Genomic DNA, 22285 nt, shown 5'->3' with positions numbered 1-22285 from the left:
GTCGAAGGCCGCACCGTGCGCGGGCGTCACCTCAGGCTGCTGATGAGCTGGGCCCGCGAGCGCATGCCGAACAGCAGCAACAGGGTGGACACGTGGTTCTTGACCGTGCCCTCGGTCAGGCGCGACAGCTGGGCGATCTCCTTGTTCGACTTGCCGGCCAGCAGCCAGTCGAGGATCTCGACCTGGCGCGCATTGAGCTGCGGCTGCAACTCGGCCACGGCCGCCTTCGCGTGCACGGGGGCGGGTGCGTCCGCCAGGGGCCGGGCCGGCAGGCCGACCAGGTCGTTGTCGCGCACGTAGCGCAGCACCTCGCCCAGGTGCCCGGTCTTGGGCAGGAAGGCCTGCGCGCCGAGCGCCATCGCGCCCTGCATCAGCGGATGGCTGTCCTTGCCCGAGAGCACGACCACGCGCGATGCGGGAAAGGCGCGCTTGAAGCGCACGAGGGTGTCCAGCCCCTGGGCGTCGGGCAGGTCGAGGTCGAGCAGCACCAGGAAGTGCGACGCGAGATGAAGCTCGTACAGGTGCAAGGCGTCGGCCAGCGAGCGTGCCTCGTACACCGGCACGCTGCCGGTCTCCGCCAGCAGCAGCGCCCGCAGGCCCAGGCGCACCAGCTCGTGGTCGTCGACCACCAGGATGCCTCGCGCGGGAATGGCAATGCCGGCCTCGCTGCGCAACGGCGCGGCATGCGACGGCTGTGGTGTGGCAGTGGCCATGGTCCGGGCATGGTAGTGCGGACGACTGCGAACCTGAAATGACCAAAGTCATGACGCACGCCGCATTGGCGAAGGGAAAAGACATACGCACAAAGGCATATGCCTTGCCGGCCGACCGGCTACAGTCGGTCGGGACCGACCTGCGCAGCGCCTGTTGCAGGCGTTCAGAAACCAGCCTCCTTCCTCCCGGCCACTGCCGGGAGACAACCCGCCTATGCAATCGACCGGAACCCTGCGCGGTATCGCCGCGATGCTGTTGGCCTGCGCCTTCTTCGCCTGCATGGACGCGCTGCTCAAGACCCTGGCCGGGCACTACCCGCCGGTGCAGGTGATGGCGCTGCGCGGTCTCACGGCGCTGCCGCTGGTGTGCGTGTACATCGCCTGGCGGCGCGAGGCGGCCGGCGTTTTCAACCGCCGGCTGCGCTGGCGCCTGCACCTGCTGCGCACGGCGCTGAACATGACGATGCTGGTGCTCTTCGTGCACGGCCTGAAGACCCTGGGCCTGGCCGAGGCCTACACGCTCACGTTCATCGCGCCGCTGCTGATGGTGCTCATCGCCGTGCCGCTGCTGGGCGAGTCGATTCTGCCGCGGCACTGGATCGCCATCGGGCTGGGCTTCGTCGGCGTGGTGGTCGCGCTGCGGCCCGAGCAGGGTGCTTTTCTCTCGACGGGCGCGCTGGCGATCCTGGTGGCGGCCGTCTGCTATGCGCTGTCGAACATGCTGGGCCGGCTCATCAGCCGCACCGAGCCGAGCGCCGCGCTGGTCTTCTGGACCACGGCGGGCATGGCGCTCGGCGGCAGCCTGTTCGCGGCGCCGCAATGGGTGCCGCTGCAGGCCGGGCACGCGTGGGCGCTGGCAGGCCTGGCCCTCAGCGGCTTCCTGGGCCAGCTGGCCATCGCCGAGGCCTTCCGCCACGGCCAGGCCGCGGCGATCGCGCCCTTCGAGTACAGCGCGCTCGCATGGGCTCTGTTGATGGACTGGGTGTTCTGGCAGGCCGCGCCCGATGCATGGACGCTGGGCGGCGGAGCGTTGATCGTGGCGAGCGGACTGTGGCTGGCGCGCAGCGAGGCGCCGAGGTCCGTACAGAAAAAGCGGAAGGCCGCTTGAGCTGTTGAACGGCTAGAGTCGGCCGGAAGCAGCCACGCGCACAAGACTTTCAATGCCCCGAACCACTTCCGAGATCGCTCACGACATCGCCAACTTCGAACCGCCGGAGGACGGCAACTGGCGCCACCTGGATTCGCTTCTGGATGAACTCTGGCGGGCGGGCAGTCCGGAGCAAGCCATGCCCGAAATGCTGAGCGTTTTCGAGCGCTACCCGGAGGAAGACGGCTACGGGGTCATGTGGACCATCGTTCACGGATTGGAGAGCTTGCCCAACTACCAGCCTGAGCTTCTTCGCTCCCTCGCGCGACAGCCCAGCGAACTCGGCATCACGATGGTCGGGCGCATCCTGAACGCCGGCACGACGGAGATCGGCGGCGTCTCATTGCTGCAGACGCTGCACGATCTGGCGAACACGGCGGCCTCTTCGTACCTCAGGGAAGAGGCGCAACGTGTGGCGTCGCGACCGCGCTGAACGTCCGCCGTCAAGAACCCAGAACCGCTTCGGCGCAACGTCGACCTAGCAGCGGCGCCAGGATCACGCCAGGGTGCGCGACCACGGCATGCAAGCCTTCGATCTTGCCGACAGGGCCGCAAAGCGGCCTGCCGTCGTTCGTCATGGGGCGCTGCGCGGCGTGGATGGAAAGCAGCGGTGGCGCCACCGCGATCCCGAGCAGCTGCGCAATGGCATCGCCGGTTCGCGCGGCAAGGGCTGGCAGGCCGTGCTCGCCGTCGTCCGGGCAGTCGGCCGCAGACACAAGGCCACCGCCCAGAGTGGGGCGCAGCTCCAGGTCCTGTGCGCAAACCAGGTGACGCATGCCGTGCGCCTGCGCATCGAATCGAATCAGCACCGCGGGTGACGCATGGATCGGCAGGTCGACGCCGACCGTCGAGGCCAGCGTGCGCGCGCCATGGCCGTTGGCGAGCACCACGATGTCGGCAGAAAGTGAGTGCCCGTCGATCACGACACCGGTGACCCGATGGCCCGTGGCTTCGATCGCTTCCACCGTGCCCTGGCGGATGCGGGCCCCGGCGGCTTGCGCTGCTGCCAGCAGCTGGCGTGCGAATGCGGCCGGCTCCAATGCGAAGTCGTCGGGCGCCCAGGCGGCGAGCGGCGGTGGGTCTGCCAGCGTCGGTTCCTTCTCGGCGACATGGTGGCGGGCGAGCCCTTCCATGCGTGTGCCGGCGGCTCGATGTTCGGCAACCATGGCGGCCGTTTCGTCTTCCGTAGAGCACCAGAGAAGCGCGCCGCGCGCTGCGATCGGCAACGGGCCGAGTTCGCGCTCGAGACGGGCGAACTCTTCCAGCGCCTTCAATCTCTGGGCGAAGGCGGCCGGGTTGCCGGAAGGCGTGCTCGCGCTGGCACCGACCCATCCGAAAGACGAAGCGGTCGCAGAGAAGAGATCGTCGGGCGCGCGTTCAACCAACGTGACCGTGGCACCTGCCTTGGTCAGATGCCACGCAGCCGACGCCCCCATGAGGCCGCCGCCCACCACGATGACCTGGGCTCTGCGCTTCACGAAGCAGGGATGCCTGATGGCCGAGCCAGCACAGCCGCTTCATGCCGCGAGGCCACTTCCGGCTGGCCATCGAGCGTGGCCCGCGCCCCGGCAAAGCAATCCACGTCGGCCGGCAAGGCCACGCCGCTTTGGGCGGAGCGGGTCCAGATGTGGCTCGTGAGTTCGACCGCGTTGGGGTCGTCATAGCAACCGCGCGAGATGGCGCGCACATCGGGCCAGCGCTCGAAGGTCAGGCCCATCGTCGTGCCGCACGAGGGGCAGAAATGAACGAAGACCTGCTTGTGGCTGCCGTCCGATCGGTGCGCGTACTGCCGCAGTTCGCCTTCGTTGAACTGCACGGCGTCCATCGGAAAAAGCGACTCGGCGTAGAAGGACGTGCCGGTCATGCGCTGGCAGAACGTGCAATGGCACGCGAACGTGCGCAGCGGCGGCTGGGTCGTGCTGAATCGGACCTTGCCGCAGAGGCAACCCCCTTCAAGTACAGCTGGCATACGGCACCCGGAAAAAAGAGGGGATTCTGCCCCCTCGACCGACGGCGCTCGACGCAGCTGCGCCAACCGCCGCTCAGGCCAGCCCCAGCTCCTTGGCCTCGGCTTCGTAGTGGGGGTACGACGCCTTCATCGTCGCGCCATTGAGGATCATCTCGGCCACGAGCGTGCGCGACGGCATCTCGTAGACCTTGGTGCGCACCCACACGGATTCGGTGCGCGCGCTCTCGCTCAGCGCGATGATCTCGCGCTCCAGTTCGTAGTCCTGGTCGACGAAGAGCGGGCCCTTGATGAGGCGAATCTCCTGCCCGGCGAACAGGCCCACGGCCGGCTTGCGGCCATTCAGTTGCGCTTCGGCGCTGGTGGAGCCGAGCAGCACGCTGATCATCTCGGTCGGGATGATGGCCCGGCCCCACGGCGAGCGTTGGCCGCCTTCGGCCGTGTACCAGTCGCAGGGCTCGGTGATGACCTTGAGCTTGTCGGCGAGCGTGAAGGGGTAGTGGTCGCCCATGTGCTGGTCGAAGCCCATGCGGATCTTCTCGACGACGGCGCCGCGCTGGCCCACGCGCAGGTCGCGGTTGATGACCAGGCCTTGGGCCGGGCGCAGCTTCGCGATGCGCTGGGGCAGCTCGTGCGGGTGCTGCGAGGCATCGCCCACCGATGCGGTGCCGGTCAGCACCGGCGTGCCGTCGGCCTTCTCGGCGCGCAGGCGCACGAAGGTGGCGCCAGGCGCGGGCAGGTCGACAAAGGCGCGCACCGACTCGCCCTCGACCACCATGTTCTGGTAGTGAGCGCTGATGCAGCCGGTTTCGAACCAGGCCTGTCCGAACACATGGAACAGCAAGGGGTCGAACTGGCTGAAGTGCGTCGGCCCTTCGATCGGCCCGGCGCGCAGGCCCAGCGTTTCCGCCGTCGCGTCGTCGTGGATCGACTTGTGGTCGTCGTAGGTCTGGTCGGCCAGCATCTGGCGCGGCTGGCGCAGCGGGCCGCACAGGCCCAGGGCGGTGGTGGTGAAAGGCGAGGTCATGGGGGAGGGCTCCGTGTAGCCGGCGGCGGGCGCCAGTCGAGTTCGCGATGATGGCAAAGTCTCCGCGTCGCGCCTGTCGCCTAGGGAACGCCTGATGCGGCCGGCCACACGGTCACTGGCGGTTGGCGCCCGGCAGATGCATCGGTCGTCCTTGCATGACGGTCCGGGTGGTCGCTTGCCTCATTGCGCCTCGACGCCCAGGTCGCGCATCCGCCTGGTGATCACGTTGAACTCCTCCTTGTATGACACCGCGAACTGCTCGGGCGTGCTGTTCATCACCTCGAAGCCCCGGCCCACGAACAGCTGGCTGACATCGGGCGAGCCGACGATGGCGCGCACTTCACGGGCCAGTTTGTCGACGATGGGCTGTGGCGTCTTCGCCGGTGCCAGCAGCCCGATCCAGACGTTGGTGTCGTAGAGCGGGTCCTTGAAGCCCAGCTCGTTCATGGTCGGAACCTGCGGGAGCGAGGTGGAGCGTTGTCGTCCCAGCACGGCCAGCGGCACGACCTTGCCCGTTGGCACATGCTGCATCGCGCTGGGCACCGACGACAGTCCGACGTCGATGGTGCCCGACAGCAGGTCGGTCACCACCGGCCCTTCGCCGCGCTGCGGCACATGCACCATGCCTGCATTCAGGCCGCGGTTGAGGCTCTCGCCGGCCAGGTGGCCCAGCCCGCCGACGCCCCAGGACCCGTAGCTCAGTTTCACGCCCTTGGCCACCTTGGCCTTCAGGTCTTCGATGCTCCTGATGCCGGTGCCGGGGTGCGTGGAAATCAGCGCCGGGCTGCGCACCACCTGCGTGACGCCGACGAAGTCCTTCTGCGGGTCGTAGGCCAGGGTCTTGAACAGCGCCGTGTTGTTGATCTGCGAATCGGTGATGGTCATCAGCAGCGTGTAGCCGTCGGGCCTGGCGCGGCCGACTTCGCCGGCGCCGATGGCACCCGCCGCACCCGCCTTGTTGTCGACCACCACCGGCTGCCCCATCGATTTCGACAGGCGATCGCCCAGGGTGCGTGCCACGAAGTCGGTCGCGCCGCCGGCGGCGTAGGGCACGACGAGGCGGATCGGCCGCGAGGGGTAGCTCTCCTGCGCGGCGATGGGCAGCGCCAGCGTGATCGCTGCGCATGCGGCAGTCATTTTCTTGAACATGGTTGTCTCCAGTGGTGGGGTTGGGTTGTTGGTGTTGTGGGGGGACGTCAGAGATCGAGGACGAGCACGGCGCTGCGCGCGCGAGACACGCAGGGCAGGATGCAGGTGTGGCTGTCGCGCTCCTCGTCGCTGAGCACGAAGTCGCGGTGATCCGCCTCGCCCTCGAGCAGCGGCACCTCGCAACTGCGGCACATGCCTTCGCGGCACGAGAAGGGAACGCTGACGTTGGCGCCTTCCAGTGCATCGAGCAGGCTCTGCCGCGGTGCGACCTCGATCCTCTGGCCGCTGCGATGCAGCACCACGGTGAAGGTGCCGGCCGGCGCTGCGGGCGTGGCTTGTTCCGGCGGTGCGAAGCGTTCGAAATGGGTGGCCGCCTTGTCGATGCCGACAACGCCTGCGGCCGCGCCGACCGCGTTCATCAGCCCTTCGGGGCCGCAGCAGTAGAGGTGGGCGCCTGGGGCCGTACCGGCCAGCCAGCCCGCCAGGTCGGGTGGCGTGCCCGCCGCTTCCTGGTCCACGTGCAGCTGCACGCGGTCATGGTGGCGCGCCAGCGTCCACGCATAGGCGGCACGGGCCCGCGTGCGCACGCAGTACAGCAGCTTCCAGGGCCTGGCGTGGGCCTCGCACCAGAGGATCATGCTCAGGATGGGCGTGATGCCGATGCCCCCGGCCACGAACACATGCTCTGTGGCGGCCGGGTCGATGCCGAACAGGGCGCGCGGCGCGCCCACCTCGAGCACATCGCCCACGGCAAGGCGCTGGTGAACGAAGGCCGAGCCGCCGCGCGAGGCTGGCGCCAGGCCCACACCGAGCACGTAGCGGTGGCGCTCCAGCGGCGAGTTGGCCAGCGAGTACTGGCGGCGGATGTCGCCGGGCAGCAGCAGGTCCACATGGGCGCCCGCGGTGAAGGGCGGCAGCGCAGCGCCGTCCTGCGCACGCAATTCCAAGCCGAGCACATCCTGCGCCTCTTGCGTGAGGCGGGTGACGAGGAGCTTCATGGCTCAGGCCTTGACGGGTTCGGGCGCTGCTGTGGAGGCAGGGCGGGCCCCGGCTTCTTCGAGCGCTTCTTCTTCCAGCCGGCGCGAGACCATCCAGCGGAACTGGTTCAGCGCGGCGTCGATGCCGAAGGCCATCATCTTGAAGTCGGGCGCCAGCGCCAGGCTCTTTTGCTGCGCGGTGATGATGTCGCGGTCTTCGTCGAAGGCATCCACCACGGCCTGGTGGATCGAGTGCGTGACTTCGGGCTGGTCGATGGCGAAGTTGTGGGGATGCGCGAAGAAGTAGTGGGTGGAGTTTTCCGTCTCGGGCGTGATGGCCTGGCAGCCACGAAACTCGATCGCACCTTCGCGGTTGCCTTCGGCAGCGCCCTGGCCGGTGGGCGCCATGCCGGAGTCCATCAGCAGGATGGCCGGGATGGTGAAGTTGTAGATGTTCCATCGATCGACCCTGCTGCCCCAGTCCTTGACCGCCTGGGCGAAAGGCGGCGGCTCGGTGTCGAGGGCCCACCGGGTGATGCGCACGCCGTTGTCGATGCGTTCGACCTTGGGCTGGGCGGCGGCGTAGTCCGCACTGCCTCCCAGCGTGGTCGGGTGCACGAAGGGCAGGTGAGAGAAGTCCAGCAGGTTGTCGCAGATCAGCAGGTAGTTGACGTCGTAGTGGATGTAGCCGTCCAGGCTGCGCCAGTGCGGGTCGTCCAGCCATGGCGTGTCGGGGATCAGCGCCGGGTCGGCCTTGTCGGGGGCGCCCATCCAGATCCAGACCCAGCGGTGGCGTTGCACCACCGGGAAGGTGCGCACCCTGGCCTGGATGGGAATGCGTTTCTGGGCCGGCGCCTCGATGCACTGGCCCGAGGCGTCGAACTTCAGGCCGTGGTACATGCAGCGCACGCAGTTGCCTTCTCGCCGTCCCACCGACAGGGGCGCGCCGCGGTGGCAGCAGCGGTCTTCCATGGCGACGATCTCGCCGTCGTCCTTGCGGTACATGAGAACGGGCACGCCGATGATGGTGCGGGCGAACAGGCCCTGCGGCGTGAGCTCGTTGTCCCAGGCAGCCACGTACCAGGTGTTTTTGATGAACATGGGGCGTCTCCTTTGTTGTTCGCCGCGTTCGGGTCACGGCATGGGCAGAGCGTAGGACGAGGGTTCTCATGTATCAATGTCATTTCAGTCATTCCTAGAATGCGCGGCATGCATGCTGAAAACCTCGACCTGAATTTGCTGGCGGTCTTCGACGCGATGTTTCGCGAGGCCAGTGTCACGAAGGCCGCGCAGGGCCTCGGGCTGACGCAGAGCGCGATGAGCCATGCGCTCAACCGGCTGCGTGCTTTTTTCGACGACCCCTTGTTCGTCAAGGTCGGCAGCCGCATGGAGCCCACGCGCAAGGCCGAGGGCATGCGCGCTGCGGTGGTGGAGGTGATGACCACCGTGCGCCAGCAGATCCTGGCGGGCGCCCGGTTCGAGCCCGCACTGGCGCGACGCACCTTCACCCTGTGCATGACCGACATGGGCGAACTGGTGTTCCTGCCGCCGCTGCTCGAGCGCTTCAAGAAGGAGGCGCCCGGTTGTTCGCTGCGCACGCTGCAGGTGCCGCTCGAGCAGGTCGAAGGGCTGCTTGCGTCAGGCGAGGCCGACCTGGCGGTGGGGTCCATCCGTGCGGCGCCCGAGGGGCTGTTTCATCAGCGCCTGTTCCTGCACTCCTTCGTGACCATCGCCAGCGCGCGGAACAAGGACATCGGCGCCACCCTCACGCGCGAGCGCTTCGAGGCGATGCGGCACATCGTGGTCTCGCTCACCGGCCACTCGGCGGAGAGCTACGACAAGGTGCTGGAAGACCAGGGCATCCGCCGCACCGTGGCCGTGATGACGCCCCACTTCCTGATGGTTCCGCTCCTGATGGACCGGCACGCCGATCTGCTCGCGACCGTGCCGCGCGAACTGGCGGAGGTCTTCGCCCGCATGGGCACGGTGCGCATGTTCGAGCCGCCGGTGCCCGTGCCCCAGTTTCAGCTCAACCAGCACTGGCATCCGCGCTTTCACCACGACCCGGCCGTGGTCTGGCTGCGCGATGTGATGAAACATACCTTCGAGCACTACCCGCGCATCACCACGCAGGCCGGTCCTGCGGCCAGGAAAAGTGCGCGAGCCAAGTCGCGTTGACGTGCTGGCCGGCGTCGACTTTTCCTCTGCTGCGAACCTCAGCCCCCACCCGTTTCTTCGTGCACGCTTGTTCGAGCGGCCGCGCACTGTTACAAAGGGCGTCTCCATGCGCTCGCCCACCATTCTTTTCGTTTCGCTGCTCTGGCTTGTCGTGGCCGCTCCGGCCGCGCAGGCGGAGGTGGTGCGTTGCACCGACGCCGACGGCCGCATCGTCTACACCGACGGCGCCTGCCCGCCGGGCACCAGGCAGTCGCGGCAGCTGCGCATCGACGAGCCGCCGCCTGCGCCGCCGCGTGCCTCCAGCGAGGAAGACACGCCGCGTCGTTCGGACTACGCGGCGCCGTCCGCCCCACCGCCGCAGCCCGCCCCCTCGGGGCCGGCCATCATTCCGCGCTATCCGGTGGGCGAGGCGCCCGCGGCCGCCCCGGGGCCGACCTACATCTGGGGCGGCGATCCGTACTACGGCCCGCCGCGCCCCGGGTATCACCCCCGGCCGCCGCGTCCGCCGCGCGACCCCGGGCCACCGCCCGGCCAGCGGCCGTGCAATCTCGCGGGCATCAAGCGCAACAACTGCTGAGCGCGTTCGTCCTCTTTCCTCTGCTTCCTGCTTCTTCATGACCGTTGCCGCGCCCGAGCGCCTTCCTCCGTGGGTCGTCCACTGCGACGGCAGCGCCATGCCGAACCCCGGGCGCATGGGTGTCGGCGTCGTCATCACGCAGCCCGACGGCACCCGCCACACCTTCTCGCAGGCCACGCACACCACGGGCTGCAACAACGAGGCCGAGCTGCGGGCGCTCACGCTCGCGCTGCGCGAGCTGCAGGCGCGCGGCGCCACCACCGTGCAGGCCTTCAGCGACAACAGCACGCTGGTCGAACAGCTGAGCGGCGCTGCCGACGTGCGGCCGATCGTGCGCATGGCGCCGCTGTTCGACGAGGCGCGCGCGCTGTTGCAGGGCTTCGACGAGGCGCGCGTGCAATGGATTCCGCGCCACCGCAACGGCGAGGCCGACGCGCTCGCGCGGGCCGCGCTGGGCTTCGGGCCGAAGCCGCCGCCCAAGGCCTGGAAGAAGCGGCGCTAGCGGCGCCCGCGAAGGGGCATGCGGCAGGTTCTATCATTCGGGTCGATTCAGACACCCGTTTCCCCATGACCGAAGAAGCCACCTCCAAGCCCACGCTGCCCGACCATCTCTCGACCGATCCGCGCAGTCCGCACCACATTCCCGCTGTGTTCGAGCACCCGATCGGCATCCGCTTCAACGGCAAGGACCGCCTGGACGTCGAGGAATACTGCATCAGCGAAGGCTGGATCAAGGTGCCCGCCGGCCGCACGCTGGACCGCAAGGGCTACCCGCTGCTGATCAAGCTCAAGGGCGCTGTCGAGGTGTACTACCGCGACTGACGGCCCGGGCGCACGCCCTACCGTTTCTGTTTTTCTTTCAGCGCCACTGCAGCAGCAGCGACCACGGCTGCCGGCTCATGTGGCGATCGATGCATGCGCTGCCGCCCGCCGTGCAGCCTTCGGGCAGGTAGCTCGGGTCCAGCAGCCGCGTGCCGGGCGCAAAGGCCAGGCGCCGCAAGGTGACCGACTGCAGCACGTTGCCACCCACGGCATCGAAGCCCGCCCCGTCCACACCCACCACCACATCGCAGTGCATTGGCAACGGCGCGCCGCCCGTGGGGCGCCCGGCGAGCCACTCGCCGATCTTGGCGAAGCCGTCGAGCGCGGCACCGCGCGGGCCGCGTGCATGGCAGACGAGGTCGCCCGGGCGCGGCGGCGTGCGCATCAGGTCGCAGGCGCGCAGGGCTTGCGGTGTTGCGCGGCCCGCTGCCTCGTCGATGCCGGCCTGCCAGGCGGCGCCGGCGTAGTCGACGTGGGCCTCGGAGAAGACGAACTCGTCGGCACCGAGCCCGACCTCGCGTGCGACCCAGCTGATGAACGCGGCGGACCAGGGCGTGTCGATCACCGCGACGCGCTGCAGGGCCACCTCGATGGCGCGCTGGTCCGACGCGTCCAGCCCCAGGCCGGGGCCGACACCCAGGCCTTGCAGGCGCGCGGCGCTCGCCTGGTTCAGCGCGTCGGTCAGCCGCGTGCGGTCGGCCGCGTGCGGGGCGCCGAAGCGAACGAGCGAGGGCAACCGCTCGCTCGCTGGATCGACCGCGCGCCAGTAGCGCAGCACGCGTTGCCATGCGGGCAGCGCGTCGATCGGATAGCGCGTGTCTTCTGCTTCCGAATAGCCAGACTCGGTGAGCCGGCCTTCGGCGTCCATGGTCTGGCTGCCGAAGGCAACGTGCTCCTGGCGCGCCAACGCCGCCATCGCGAGGGCGCGCGGCGGTGGCGGAATGTAGGAGGCCGTGGCAAGGCAGCCGGACGCTGCCGATGCGAGGGTGGGCGCCGCCGCGAACACCAGGGCTGCGCACAGCGTGCGCGCTGCGTGGCGCAGCGGTTGTGTGAGCGCGGAGGAGGGCGCGATGACGGGCGGTGGCGACATGTGAGGCGAGCATAGCGGGCGATGCCGGTGGCAAGCAGAATGCAGGGCGCTCCCTGAAGCGCCGGGCCGTCCGGCGCAGGCGCTCCACCGTGAAGCTCAAGACCATCCTGCTGCGGATCCTCGGCGTCATCGCCGGCCTCGTCGTCGTGGGCTATGCCGCGTTCCAGTGGAGCCCGTGGCCTTCGGTGCTGATGATCCGCTACGCCTTCGGCAAGGGCTCGGACGCCGCGTCGCAGTCGCTGCAGAAGCACGTGCCGCCCGGTATCGCGGCGGTGCTCGATCAGCACTACGACGAGGCCGACCCGGATGCCTACCTCGACGTGTTCCGCCCGGCCTCGGCGGGCGCGCAGCCCTTGCCCACCATCGTGTGGGTGCACGGCGGTGCCTGGGTCTCGGGCCACCGGCGCGACGTGGCGAACTACGCGCGCGTGCTGGCGGGGCAGGGCTTCACTGTCGTGGCAGTGGGCTATTCGATCGCGCCCAGGCAGGGCTATCCGGTGCCGGTGCGGCAGGTGAACACGGCGCTGGGGTATCTCGTGCGCGAGGCGGCGCGGCTGGGCGTGGACCCTGCGCGGCTCGTGCTGGCCGGCGACTCGGCGGGCGCGCACATCGTCGCGCAGGTCGCGAACGCGGTGGCCGTCCCGGGGTACGCGAAGGCCGTGGGCCTCACGCCCGTGATTGCGCGCGAGCAGCTGCGCGGCATGCTGTTGCATTGCGGTGCCTACGACGCGGCACAGGCCCGGCTCGACGGTGCCTTCGGCGGTTTCCTGCGCACCGTGTTCTGGTCGTACAGCGGCAGCAAGGATTTCCAGAACGCACCGGCCTTCGAGACTGCGTCGGTGCGCCGCTATGTGACCGGGGCCTTTCCGCCGTCGTTCATCACTGCAGGCAATGGTGATCCGCTCGAAGGGCAGTCGCGGTCGATGGCCGAGACGTTGACCGCGAAGGGCGTGCAGGTCGACAGCCTGTTCTTCCCCGCCGATCAAACGCCGGCGTTGCCGCACGAGTACCAGTTCAACCTCGACGATGCGCCGGGGCGGCTGGCGCTGGAGCGCTCGCTGCAGTTCTTGCGGCGCGTCACGGCGCCGTAGCTAGGTCAGCCCTGGGGCTTGCTCGGCAGGTCGCCTTCGCGCAGCTTGCGGCCGACCCACATCAGGCCGGTTTCATAGTCGGCGCTGCCGACCTGCACGCCGCCCACGGTGCGCAGCGCACCGGTGCCGTCGTCGGTGGCAGGACCTTCGCCCGTGAGGTCGCCGGGAACCAGCAGGCGGCCGTCTTTCAGGAAGTCGGCAATGCGCAACTGGCGCATGCCGCGGCCCCAATGCCAGTGCTGCTTGAGGTCGAAGGATTTCGGCGATGGCGCGGGTTTGGATTTCTTCACGGGATGTCGGGGAGGGGCTTGCGAAGGTTCGCGTCGGCGCGATCAAACGTACAAGTGAACGCACCATGAAAAAAGCCTGCTACCTTGTGGGTAGCAGGCTTTCCAGCGTTGCCGCGATGTTGGTTGGTGGGCCCTGAGTGACTCGAACACTCGACCTACGGATTAAGAGTCCGCTGCTCTACCAACTGAGCTAAGAGCCCTTGCTTTGAAAACCGTTAGTGTTTTCTGGCAAGACCACGAGTATATACCAATCTTTTTGGGACTTCAAAAAATTTCTGCACATTTGTACGAGAGCGTTAGGATGCGCGACCGTCGGGGCCCCGCCCCACCCCCTATCCGAGGAGTTTTCGATGAGCGATGCAAGCAACACGCCCCATGTACTGATCACCGGCGCCGCGGGCGCGCTGGGCCGGGCCGTGGCCCAGCACTTTCTTGACCAGGGTGCGCGGCTCGCGCTGGTCGACCACCACGCCGGTCGCCTGGCCGAAGTCTTCCCGGGCCTGGACAACTCACAGCACCTGCTGCTTGCCGGCGACGTGACCTTGGCGCCCGACATGGCCGCGCTCACCGGCCAGGTGCTGCAGGCCTTCGGCCGCGTCGACGCGCTGGTGCACATCGCCGGCGGCTTCGAGATGGGCGAGGCGACGCACGCACTCACGCGTGCGAGCTGGGACCGGATGATGAATCTCAACGCCTGGTCGTTCGTGGCCGTGACGCAGGCCGTGCTGCCCTCGATGATCGAGCGCCGCGCGGGCCGCATCATCGCGGTGACGGCCAAGGTGGCGGCGCGCGGCCTGCCGGCGATGGCGGCGTACATCGCATCGAAGAGCGCGCTGCAGCGGTTGGTGGAATCGATGGCGGCCGAGGCCGCGCCGCACGGCGTGAACATCAACAGCGTGGCGCCCAGCGTGCTGGACACGCCAGCCAACCGCCAGGCGATGCCCGGCGCGAACCCGGCCGAGTGGGTGTCGACCTCGGTCGCGGCGCAGACCATCGGCTTCCTGGCATCGCCGGGCGCCGCGGCATTGCACGGCCAGCACCTGACGCTCGACGCCTGACATTTCCCGGCGGCAGCGCACAGCTGCAAATGAAAAAGGCCTTGGTGATTGCCAAGGCCTTTTTGCTGGGTCGGTTGGTGGAGAGGAGGAGGATCGAACTCCCGACCTCCGCATTGCGAACGCGGCGCTCTCCCAGCTGAGCTACCCCCCCCCCAACACAGCCCACATTTTATCCAGCCGCGCATTTCCATGCACGCGGCCGTGCCAAGATGCGCCCCGGAAAAACAAGGAGCAAGCACCGCATGGAAGCGCACGACCCCGCCTGGCTGGAAGGCATGTACAACAACCTGGCGCGGGTGAAGGACCACCCCGCGTACTTCGCGCGCTGGGGGCGCGATTCCGCCGCGGCGCGCGACACGCTGCCGTGCCGCATCGACGTGCCCTACGGCACCGGCCCGAACGAAACGCTCGACGTCTTTCCGGCGCCCGTGCCCGATGCGCCGGTGCTGGTCTTCATCCACGGCGGCTACTGGCGCGCCATGGACAAGAAGGACCACTCGTTCATCAGCCCCGCCTTCCACGACCGCGGCATCTGCGTGGTGCAGCCCAACTACGCGCTGTGCCCGGGTCCGGTCGACCAGCCGGTGACGGTGCCGGGCATCCTCTTGCAGATGGTGCGGGCGCTCGAATGGACGTGGCGCCACGTGGCGGCGCATGGCGGGGACCCTTCGCGTATCACCGTCGCGGGGCATTCGGCAGGCGGCCACATGGCGGCGGCGTTGCTGGCCTGCGACTGGAAGGCGGTGGCGCCCGATCTGCCCGCGCAACTGGTGCGCAATGCGCTGTCGGTCTCGGGCCTGTTCGACCTGCGGCCGTTGCAGCGCACGCCCTTCCTCGAGCACACGCTGAAGCTCACCGATGCCGACGCGCGGCGCGCGAGCCCGGCGCTGTGGCCCGCGCCGGCGCGCGGCCAGCTCTATGCGGCGGTGGGGGGCAACGAGAGTGCGGAGTTCATCCGCCACAACGCGATGATCCGCGAGGCCTGGGGCCGTCACACCGTGCCGGTGTGCGAGGTGCTGCCGGGGCTCGACCACTTCGGCGTGGTCGATGCGCTGGCCGATCCGGCGCACGCGCTGCACCGCTATGCGGTGCAACTGCTCGAGGCCTGAAAGAAAAGACGGGCGGGCAGAGGGCCGCCCGTCGCGCTCACATCAGCAGGTGTTCGCCGGCGTTGTCGCCGCCCAGCGTGACGTAGTTGACCTTGCGGATGTCCATCAGCGTGCGGCCGCCCGCGTAGCTGATCGAGCTCTGCACGTCCTGCTCCATCTCGACCAGCGTGTCGGCCAGCTTGCCCTTGATGGGCTCGAGGATGCGCTTGCCTTCGACGTGCTTGTACTCGCCCTTGTTGAAGTCGCTGGCCGAGCCGTAGTACTCCTTGAAGAGCGTGCCGTCGACGTCGACCGTCTTGCCCGGCGACTCTTCGTGGCCCGCGAACAGCGAGCCGATCATGACCATCGACGCGCCGAAGCGGATGCTCTTGGCGATGTCGCCATGGTCGCGGATGCCGCCGTCGGCAATGATGGGCTTGGTGGCCACGCGCGCGCACCACTTGAGCGCCGACAGCTGCCAGCCGCCCGTGCCGAAGCCGGTCTTGAGCTTGGTGATGCAGACCTTGCCCGGGCCGATGCCGACCTTGGTCGCGTCGGCGCCCCAGTTCTCCAGGTCGATCACGGCTTCGGGCGTGCCGACGTTGCCGGCGATCACGAACGACTTCGGCAGCTTGGCCTTGAGGTAGCCGATCATGTTCTTCACGCTGTCGGCATGGCCGTGCGCGATGTCGATCGTGATGTATTCGGGCACAAGGCCTTGGGCCACCATCTGGTCGACGGTGTCGTAGTCGGGCTTCTTCACGCCCAGCGAGATCGAGGCGAACACGCCCTTGCCCTGCATGTCTTTCACGAACTGGACGTTGTCCAGGTCGAAGCGGTGCATCACGTAGAAATAACCGTTCTGCGCAAGCCACAGGCAGATCGACTCGTCGACCACCGTTTTCATGTTGGCAGGCACCACCGGCAGGCGGAAGGTGCGTTCGCCCAGCGTGACGCTGGCGTCGCATTCCGAGCGGCTTTCCACGCGGCATTTGCGCGGCAGCAGAAGGATGTTGTCGTAATCGAAGATTTGCATGACCAGGCTCCTGAAAGGAATCGTTGAGTGGAACGAATGAGCGCTTGGTCCGGCCGGTTCTCGTGGTCGCGTCATGAAAATGACGGCCAAAAAAAACCGGACGCAAGAAACTTGGGCCCGGTGATTGATTTTACGGCCATGGCGATGATGCGCAAGTTGCCGGGGCGTATTGACCCTATGGGTTGCTGCGTATACCCGACGACCGCAGTGCGGTTCTTTGTCAGAACCGGTAGCCGATGCCCACGCCGAACAGCCACGGGTCGACCTTCACGGTCGACAGCTGCACGCCATTCATGTTCACTGCGCTGCGGATGCGCAGCTTCTTCACGTCGAGGTTGAGGTAGGTGTTCTTCGCCACCTCGATGTCGACGCCGGCGCCCAGCGCGAGGCCGAAGCTTTCGTTCTGCAGCTGAAGGCGGCCCACTGTCGGCACCTGCAGGTTGACGCTGCTCAGTCGCGTGTAGTTCAGGCCCGCGCCGATGTAGGGCCGGATCTTCGCGGTGGGCATGAAGTGGTACTGCAGCATCAGCGAGGGCGGCAGGTGCTTGAAGGTGCCGATGTCCACCGGCCCGCCCAGCGCGCTCTGCTGCACGGTGACCGTCTGTTTCTGCGGCACCGTCAGCACCAGTTCGGCGGCGATGTTCGGCGTGAAGAAGTAGGTGACGTCGAGCTCGGGAATGGTCTTGCTGTTGACCGTGATGGCATCGGCCGGAATCGACAGGTCGGCCACCGGCGCCGAGTGGTTCGCCGGCTTCAGGTACACGGCGCGGGCGCGCACCAGCCAGTTGCCTTGTGCTTCCTGCGCTGCGGCCGGCAGGGCGGCCATGGCGCCGAGCAGGGCGGCGATGCAGGCGGGGGCGAGTTTCTTGGGCATGGGTTTCTCCAGTGACGGCCGGCGCGCAGGGCCGGCAACTGGAGGGCAGTCTCCCGCCGGGCATGGCCGCCTCGCTTGATCTGTCGCAAGCGCGGCGGGCCCGCGCACGCCGGCGGGCACTGCCTTGATCCAGGTCATGCCCGCAGGGGCAAGCGCGCCCGGCGGGGCCCTGGGCGGGGCAGCTTTCTACAATGGCACCCATGCTCCCTCACGACCTGTTTTCCGGCGCGCCCGCAGCCGATACGGGCGGCCCTGCCTCGCCGTTGCTGAACAACCTCAACGCCGAGCAGCTTGCTGCCGTCACGCTGCCCGCGGGCAACGCGCTCATCCTTGCCGGTGCCGGCTCCGGCAAGACGCGGGTGCTCACCACCCGCATCGCCTGGCTGCTGCAGACGGGGCAGGTGTCCGCTGGCGGCATCCTGGCCGTCACCTTCACCAACAAGGCCGCCAAGGAAATGATGACGCGGCTGACCGCGATGCTGCCGGTGAACGTGCGCGGCATGTGGATCGGCACCTTCCACGGCCTGTGCAACCGCCTGTTGCGCGCGCACTGGAAGCTGGCCAACCTGCCCTCGACCTTCCAGATCCTCGACACGCAGGACCAGCTCTCGGCCATCAAGCGCCTGATGAAGCAGTTCAACGTCGACGACGAGCGCTTTCCGGCCAAGCAGACGCAGTGGTTCATCGCCGGCGCCAAGGAAGACGGCCTGCGCCCCGGCGACATCGAGGCCCGCAGCGACGACGACCGCAAGAAGGTCGAGCTCTACCAGCTGTACGAAGAGCAGTGCCAGCGCGAAGGCGTGGTCGACTTCGGCGAACTGATGCTGCGCAGCTACGAGCTGCTGCGCGACAACGAGCCGGTGCGCGAGCACTACCAGCGGCGCTTCCGCCACATCCTGGTCGACGAGTTCCAGGACACCAACCGCCTGCAGTACGCATGGCTGAAGATGCTCGCGGGCCACACGGCGATCGGCGGCCATTTCACGCCGGGCGAGCACAACAGCGTGATCGCCGTGGGCGACGACGACCAGAGCATCTACGCCTTCCGCGGCGCGCGCGTGGGCAACATGACCGACTTCGTGCGCGAGTTCGACGTGCGCCGCCAGATCGTCCTGGAGCAGAACTACCGCAGCTACAGCAACATCCTCGATTCGGCCAACGAGCTCATCAGCCACAACAAGAAGCGCCTGGGCAAGAACCTGCGCACCGACCAGGGGCCAGGCGAGCCCGTGCGCGTGTACGAATCGCCCACCGACCTCGCCGAAGCGCAGTGGATGGTCGAGGAAATGCGCCAGCTGGCGCGCGACGGCTTCGACCGCAAGGAAATGGCCGTGCTCTACCGCAGCAATGCGCAGAGCCGGGTGATTGAAACGGCGCTGTTCAACGCCTCGGTGCCGTACCGCGTGTACGGCGGCCTGCGCTTCTTCGAGCGCGCCGAAATCAAGCATGCGCTGGCCTACCTGCGCCTGCTCGAGAACAAGGACGACGACACCAGCTTCCTGCGTGTCGTCAACTTCCCGCCGCGCGGCATCGGCGCACGAACGCTCGAAAGCCTGCAGGACGCGGCGCGCGCCGCCGGGCGTTCGCTGCACGACGCGGTGAGCGCGGTCGGCGGCAAGGCCGGCTCGAACCTCACGGCTTTCGTCGCCAAGATCGACGTGCTGCGCGAGCAGACCCAGGGCGTGAGCCTGCGCGAGATCATCGAGCTGGTGCTCGACCACAGCGGCCTCGTCGAACACTACAAGGCCGACCGCGAAGGCGCCGACCGGCTGGAGAACTTGGACGAACTCGTGAACGCGGCCGAAAGCTTCGTCACGCAGGAAGGCTTCGGCCGCGACGCCGTGGCGCTGCCGGTCGACGAGCTGCGCCAGTCGCCCGCCAGTCAGGGGCTCGACCCCAACCGGCCGGTGCTCGACGAGCCGCTGGCACCCGATGCCGAAACCGGCGAAACGCTGAGCCCGCTCGCGGCCTTCCTGACGCACGCGGCGCTCGAGTCGGGCGACAACCAGGCGCAGGCCGGGCAGGACGCGGTGCAGCTCATGACCGTGCACGCCGCCAAGGGCCTGGAGTTCGACTGCGTGTTCATCACCGGCATGGAAGAGGGCCTGTTCCCGCACGAGAACTCGATGAGCGATTTCGAGAGCCTCGAGGAAGAACGCCGCCTGATGTATGTGGCAATCACGCGCGCACGCAAGCGCCTGTACCTGAGCCATTCGCAGACGCGCATGCTGCACGGCCAGACGCGCTACAACGTCAAGAGCCGCTTCTTCGACGAGTTGCCGGAAGGCGCACTCAAGTGGCTCACGCCGAAGAACCAGGGCTTTGCGCCGTCGGCCTTCGGCTATGGCGGCGGCTACGGCAGCACGCGCGGCGGTGCCGGTGGCTACGGTGGTGGAGGAGGCGGCGGCAACCGCTACGGTGGTGGCGGCAGCAGCGCCGGCAAGGACACCTTCGCCAGCCCGCCCGTGCCGCCGCAGAAGACCGCGCCGTCGCACGGCCTGCGTTCAGGCATGCAGGTGTTCCACAACAAGTTCGGCGAGGGCACGGTGACCGCGCTCGAAGGCACCGGCGACGACGCGCGGGCGCAGGTGAAGTTCGCGCGCCACGGGGTGAAGTGGCTGGCGCTGTCGGTGGCGAAGCTCACGCCGGTCTGAGTCCGGCGGTCCCGCTTGCCCGAAAGGGCAGCGGGCGATGCCGACCTCAGTTCGCGTCGAAGCTGTCCCGGAACGTGAACCAGGTCGAGGCCAGCGACATGGCCGCCAGCACCAGCGCGGTGCCGATCATCAGGATGTTGCCGATCGCCAGGGCTGCGCCGTCGGAGCCCATGGCGCCGACGCCGATCAGCACGGTGGCGAGCAGGCCGATGGCGATGCCCGCGAGCATGAACACGCCGAACCACGCCAGGCCGAACAGCGCGTAGGCGCCGAAGTTGCGGAACAGCGCGACGATGCTGAAGAAGACGCTCTTCACCGGCTCCACGCGGTGCCAGTGCACCAGCGCCGGCGCATGCCACATGGCCAGCGACAGCGGCAGGTTCAGGCACATCAGCAGCGTGCGCGCCGTGAGGAACTCGCTGCTCTTCATGACCTCGGGCGTCACCGCCTCGTCGAACAGGTAGGCGCGCATGAGCTGGCCGCCGTCGACCAGTGCCGTCAGCGTGACGGCCAGCACGAAGTACACGGCCGAGATCACGCCCAGCACCACCAGCGAGCGCCATTCGGTACGCATGGCGTCGAACACCGCGATGAACATGGCCGAGCCCGTGGGGCGGCCCAGGTCGCCCGCGTTGCCCAGGCCGTCGGCGTTGTCGGTTGCTGCCACCGAGGTCGCGACCATCAGGCCGAGGGTCATGAAGGGCAGCAGGATCGGTGCGAGCACGCTGCCGAGCAGCGGCAGCATCGACACCGTCGAGATCATCGCCATCAGCAGGAAGAACAGCGAGATGAAGGCCAACGGCTGGCGCCAGAAGGTCTTGAGTCCGAGGCGGACCCAGTCGAAGCCGGTGCGCGCCGGCACGAGGTGGAGTTTCATGTGGGGGGGCAGAAGGTGTGAATGAATCCGGCGTGGCCGAGCAGGCCGCCCAGACGCGCCCAATCAAGGCGCAAAGCGCAGCCATAGCTTGGGCTATGGCGAGCATTTGCAACGCAGAGTGGGTGTGTCTGGGCGGGATGAGCGGGCATGGCGGGTTCGGTCACACCTTCTTTAGGCTGCCAGCGCCGGCTCGAGGACGTGGGCGATGGCGTGCGGGTGGGTGGCGCGCTCGCGCAGCACGCGCTCGAAGTGCGTCGGGTCGTGGGGCTTGAGCATGCTGGCCTCGCGCGGCAGGTGGAAGTCCCACAGGCGCGAGATCCAGAAGCGCAGCGCGGCGGCCCGCAGCATCGCGGGCAGCAGGGCGCGCTCAGAGGCGTTCAGCCTGCGCACGCTTTCATACGCGGCGAGCAGGGCGTCGGCGCGGGCGGCGTCGTGCCGGCCGCTGGCCAGGTCGATGGCCCAGTCGTTCAGGCACACGGCCAGGTCGAACAGCCAGGTGTCGGTGCCGGCGAAGTAGAAGTCGAACACGCCCGTGAGGCGCGGCGGCGCGTCGGGCTCGCCGCCGGTCGCGAACATCACGTTGTCGCGGAACATGTCGGCATGCACCGGGCCGCGCGGCAGCGCCGCGTAGGCCGACGATTCGGCGACATGGTTCTGGTAGGCCAGCTCGGCGCGCAGCAGCGCAGCTTGCGCCTCGTCCATGTGGGGCAGCACCACCGGGGCGGTTTCGTTCCACCAGGGCAGGCCGCGCAGGTTGGGCTGGATGCGCGGGTAGTCGCGCCCGGCCAGGTGCATGCGGGCCAGCATCGCGCCCAGTTCGGCGCAGTGGGCGGCCGTGGGGGCCAGCTCGCTGCGGCCCGACAGCTTCTGCACCAGCGCCGCGGGCTTGCCGGCCACGCGGTGCAGCAGCTCGCAGGGCGCCTGCGCGGGGATCGACAGCGCATGGCCGGTCGGCGGCGCCACGGCCGGGTCGGCCACGGGCGCGGGCACCGGCAGGCCGGCACCGGCCAGGTGCTTCATCAGGCAAAGGTAGTACGGCAGCTGCTCGGCGCTCAGGCGCTCGAACAGCGTCAGCACGAATTCGCCCGATTCGGTGGTGGCGAAGTAGTTGGTGTTCTCGATGCCGCCCTCGATGCCGCGCAGCTCGCGCAGGGCGCCCATGCCAAGGCGCTGGACGAGCGCGTCTGCCTCGCCGAACTGGACTTCGGTAAAAACTGCCATGGCGATGCTCAGCGCCGGACGGCGGCTGCGGGAGAAAAGAGGGAGGGCGGGAAGGAAAACGACAGCGTCACGGTCAGAACTTCAGCACGTTCCAGACACGCGGGCCGTTGCCGCCGCTGTTCGCGTCGCCGGTCGTGCCGGGGCGGGCGCTGCCGCCGTCGTTGGGCAGCACTTCGTAACCGGGCATGTTCGACTTGGGCTTGACGTTGATGCTCTGTGTGCGGCCGCCGTAGCGCACCTCGTCGACCGAGGCGCCGCTGTCTTCCGTGTGGATGTGCTCGACCTTCTGGTTGCGCCGGCCGTCGGCCTGCTCCTGATTTTGTAGCGGTTCCGCCGGGGCCGGCTTGGCGGCGGGCGCGGCCGGCGCCTGCGCGAGGGCGGCAACGGGGGTGGCGAAAGCCAGCGCCAGCAGGATGCGGCGGGCGACCAGGAGTGGGGAGCTAGGCATGC

The 22285-nt window shown here is 68.4% G+C and carries 24 protein-coding genes and 2 tRNA genes; 10 read left to right on the top strand and 16 right to left on the bottom strand.

The features are described from left to right. Window positions 1-26: 26 nt before the first annotated feature. Window positions 27-713, bottom strand: a complete 687-nt coding sequence (locus VBO01S_RS00780) for a response regulator transcription factor (protein WP_062468996.1) — start codon at window positions 711-713, stop codon at window positions 27-29. 214 nt (window positions 714-927) lie between these two features. Here VBO01S_RS00780 and VBO01S_RS00775 point away from each other — a divergent pair, with 214 nt between their 5' ends. Both VBO01S_RS00775 and VBO01S_RS00770 read left to right on the top strand, forming a co-directional pair. Next, window positions 928-1821: a DMT family transporter gene (locus VBO01S_RS00775; RefSeq protein ID WP_062468995.1), complete on the top strand. Its 894-nt coding sequence runs from the start codon at window positions 928-930 to the stop codon at window positions 1819-1821. Window positions 1822-1873: 52 nt separating this feature from the next. Further along, on the top strand, window positions 1874-2293 hold the full coding sequence (locus VBO01S_RS00770) for a hypothetical protein (RefSeq protein ID WP_062468993.1): 420 nt from the start codon (window positions 1874-1876) through the stop codon (window positions 2291-2293). Between the two features lie 10 nt (window positions 2294-2303). Here the strand turns inward: VBO01S_RS00770 and VBO01S_RS00765 are convergent, their stop codons facing one another. From VBO01S_RS00765 to VBO01S_RS00740, 6 genes are all read right to left on the bottom strand, one after another. Beyond that, window positions 2304-3338 carry an NAD(P)/FAD-dependent oxidoreductase gene (locus VBO01S_RS00765; protein ID WP_157627229.1) on the bottom strand — a complete coding sequence of 345 codons (1035 nt, stop codon included), beginning with the start codon at window positions 3336-3338 and terminating at the stop codon, window positions 2304-2306. Continuing rightward, window positions 3335-3829, bottom strand: a complete 495-nt coding sequence (locus tag VBO01S_RS00760) for a GFA family protein (protein ID WP_062468987.1) — start codon at window positions 3827-3829, stop codon at window positions 3335-3337. The genes VBO01S_RS00765 and VBO01S_RS00760 overlap by 4 nt, the downstream gene beginning before the upstream one ends. A gap of 73 nt (window positions 3830-3902) precedes the next feature. Continuing rightward, complete coding sequence (locus VBO01S_RS00755) at window positions 3903-4853, bottom strand: hypothetical protein (protein WP_062468984.1); 951 nt, start codon at window positions 4851-4853, stop codon at window positions 3903-3905. Window positions 4854-5033: 180 nt separating this feature from the next. Further along, the gene (locus VBO01S_RS00750; RefSeq protein WP_062468982.1) at window positions 5034-6002 is read right to left on the bottom strand and encodes a Bug family tripartite tricarboxylate transporter substrate binding protein; all 969 of its coding nucleotides are present in this window, start codon (window positions 6000-6002) and stop codon (window positions 5034-5036) included. A gap of 47 nt (window positions 6003-6049) precedes the next feature. Then, window positions 6050-7000, bottom strand: coding sequence for a PDR/VanB family oxidoreductase (locus tag VBO01S_RS00745; protein WP_062468979.1), 951 nt, complete (start codon window positions 6998-7000; stop codon window positions 6050-6052). A gap of 3 nt (window positions 7001-7003) precedes the next feature. After that, window positions 7004-8080 (bottom strand): aromatic ring-hydroxylating dioxygenase subunit alpha, encoded by a 1077-nt coding sequence (locus VBO01S_RS00740; RefSeq protein ID WP_062468976.1) that lies wholly within the window; start codon window positions 8078-8080, stop codon window positions 7004-7006. A gap of 108 nt (window positions 8081-8188) precedes the next feature. Between VBO01S_RS00740 and VBO01S_RS00735 the strand changes: the two genes are divergently transcribed. The 4 genes from VBO01S_RS00735 to VBO01S_RS00720 all read left to right on the top strand — a co-directional run bounded on the left by VBO01S_RS00735 (window position 8189) and on the right by VBO01S_RS00720 (window position 10556). Next, on the top strand, window positions 8189-9157 hold the full coding sequence (locus tag VBO01S_RS00735) for a LysR family transcriptional regulator (protein ID WP_082817908.1): 969 nt from the start codon (window positions 8189-8191) through the stop codon (window positions 9155-9157). A 106-nt stretch (window positions 9158-9263) separates the two neighbouring features. After that, window positions 9264-9734: a DUF4124 domain-containing protein gene (locus VBO01S_RS00730; RefSeq protein WP_062468970.1), complete on the top strand. Its 471-nt coding sequence runs from the start codon at window positions 9264-9266 to the stop codon at window positions 9732-9734. Window positions 9735-9771: 37 nt separating this feature from the next. Continuing rightward, a complete protein-coding gene (locus tag VBO01S_RS00725) occupies window positions 9772-10236 on the top strand; it encodes a ribonuclease HI family protein (RefSeq protein WP_062468967.1) in 465 nt (154 codons plus the stop codon). A 65-nt stretch (window positions 10237-10301) separates the two neighbouring features. Then, window positions 10302-10556: a DUF3297 family protein gene (locus VBO01S_RS00720; RefSeq protein WP_062468964.1), complete on the top strand. Its 255-nt coding sequence runs from the start codon at window positions 10302-10304 to the stop codon at window positions 10554-10556. A 37-nt stretch (window positions 10557-10593) separates the two neighbouring features. Here the strand turns inward: VBO01S_RS00720 and VBO01S_RS00715 are convergent, their stop codons facing one another. Continuing rightward, window positions 10594-11646 (bottom strand): DUF2272 domain-containing protein, encoded by a 1053-nt coding sequence (locus VBO01S_RS00715; protein WP_062468961.1) that lies wholly within the window; start codon window positions 11644-11646, stop codon window positions 10594-10596. An 89-nt stretch (window positions 11647-11735) separates the two neighbouring features. Here VBO01S_RS00715 and VBO01S_RS00710 point away from each other — a divergent pair, with 89 nt between their 5' ends. Beyond that, window positions 11736-12737, top strand: coding sequence for an alpha/beta hydrolase (locus tag VBO01S_RS00710; protein ID WP_062468959.1), 1002 nt, complete (start codon window positions 11736-11738; stop codon window positions 12735-12737). Between the two features lie 5 nt (window positions 12738-12742). Here VBO01S_RS00710 and VBO01S_RS00705 read toward each other — a convergent pair whose 3' ends face one another. Both VBO01S_RS00705 and VBO01S_RS00700 read right to left on the bottom strand, forming a co-directional pair. Then, window positions 12743-13027, bottom strand: coding sequence for a hypothetical protein (locus tag VBO01S_RS00705; protein WP_062468955.1), 285 nt, complete (start codon window positions 13025-13027; stop codon window positions 12743-12745). A 124-nt stretch (window positions 13028-13151) separates the two neighbouring features. Further along, window positions 13152-13227: transfer RNA gene (locus tag VBO01S_RS00700), tRNA-Lys, on the bottom strand. Window positions 13228-13377: 150 nt separating this feature from the next. On the opposite strand from VBO01S_RS00700, the gene VBO01S_RS00695 reads away from it, so the two are divergent. Beyond that, the gene (locus VBO01S_RS00695) at window positions 13378-14085 is read left to right on the top strand and encodes an SDR family NAD(P)-dependent oxidoreductase (protein WP_062468952.1); all 708 of its coding nucleotides are present in this window, start codon (window positions 13378-13380) and stop codon (window positions 14083-14085) included. 75 nt (window positions 14086-14160) lie between these two features. On the opposite strand, the gene VBO01S_RS00690 is transcribed toward VBO01S_RS00695, so the two are convergent. Continuing rightward, window positions 14161-14236, bottom strand: a tRNA-Ala gene (locus VBO01S_RS00690). Between the two features lie 91 nt (window positions 14237-14327). Here VBO01S_RS00690 and VBO01S_RS00685 point away from each other — a divergent pair. Next, window positions 14328-15194, top strand: a complete 867-nt coding sequence (locus VBO01S_RS00685) for an alpha/beta hydrolase (protein ID WP_062468950.1) — start codon at window positions 14328-14330, stop codon at window positions 15192-15194. Window positions 15195-15231: 37 nt separating this feature from the next. Here VBO01S_RS00685 and VBO01S_RS00680 read toward each other — a convergent pair whose 3' ends face one another. Beyond that, window positions 15232-16209: a GMP reductase gene (locus tag VBO01S_RS00680; protein ID WP_062468948.1), complete on the bottom strand. Its 978-nt coding sequence runs from the start codon at window positions 16207-16209 to the stop codon at window positions 15232-15234. Between the two features lie 220 nt (window positions 16210-16429). After that, a complete protein-coding gene (locus VBO01S_RS00675) occupies window positions 16430-17083 on the bottom strand; it encodes an OmpW/AlkL family protein (protein ID WP_062468946.1) in 654 nt (217 codons plus the stop codon). Between the two features lie 200 nt (window positions 17084-17283). Between VBO01S_RS00675 and VBO01S_RS00670 the strand changes: the two genes are divergently transcribed. Next, window positions 17284-19737, top strand: a complete 2454-nt coding sequence (locus tag VBO01S_RS00670; RefSeq protein ID WP_062468945.1) for a UvrD-helicase domain-containing protein — start codon at window positions 17284-17286, stop codon at window positions 19735-19737. A 46-nt stretch (window positions 19738-19783) separates the two neighbouring features. Here the strand turns inward: VBO01S_RS00670 and VBO01S_RS00665 are convergent, their stop codons facing one another. From VBO01S_RS00665 to VBO01S_RS00655, 3 genes are all read right to left on the bottom strand, one after another. Beyond that, window positions 19784-20614: a BPSS1780 family membrane protein gene (locus VBO01S_RS00665; RefSeq protein WP_062468943.1), complete on the bottom strand. Its 831-nt coding sequence runs from the start codon at window positions 20612-20614 to the stop codon at window positions 19784-19786. A gap of 171 nt (window positions 20615-20785) precedes the next feature. After that, entirely contained in the window at window positions 20786-21835 is a 1050-nt protein-coding gene (locus tag VBO01S_RS00660; protein WP_062468941.1) for a homoserine kinase, read from the bottom strand. 73 nt (window positions 21836-21908) lie between these two features. Then, complete coding sequence (locus tag VBO01S_RS00655) at window positions 21909-22283, bottom strand: hypothetical protein (RefSeq protein WP_062468938.1); 375 nt, start codon at window positions 22281-22283, stop codon at window positions 21909-21911. Window positions 22284-22285: the final 2 nt, after the last annotated feature.

It is taken from the genome of Variovorax boronicumulans NBRC 103145 (assembly GCF_001591345.1).
GTDB classification, from domain to species: Bacteria; Pseudomonadota; Gammaproteobacteria; order Burkholderiales; family Burkholderiaceae_C; genus Variovorax; species Variovorax boronicumulans.
The sequence above is the reverse complement of the archived record's forward strand: the minus strand, read 5'-3'. Positions and strand labels throughout refer to the sequence as shown.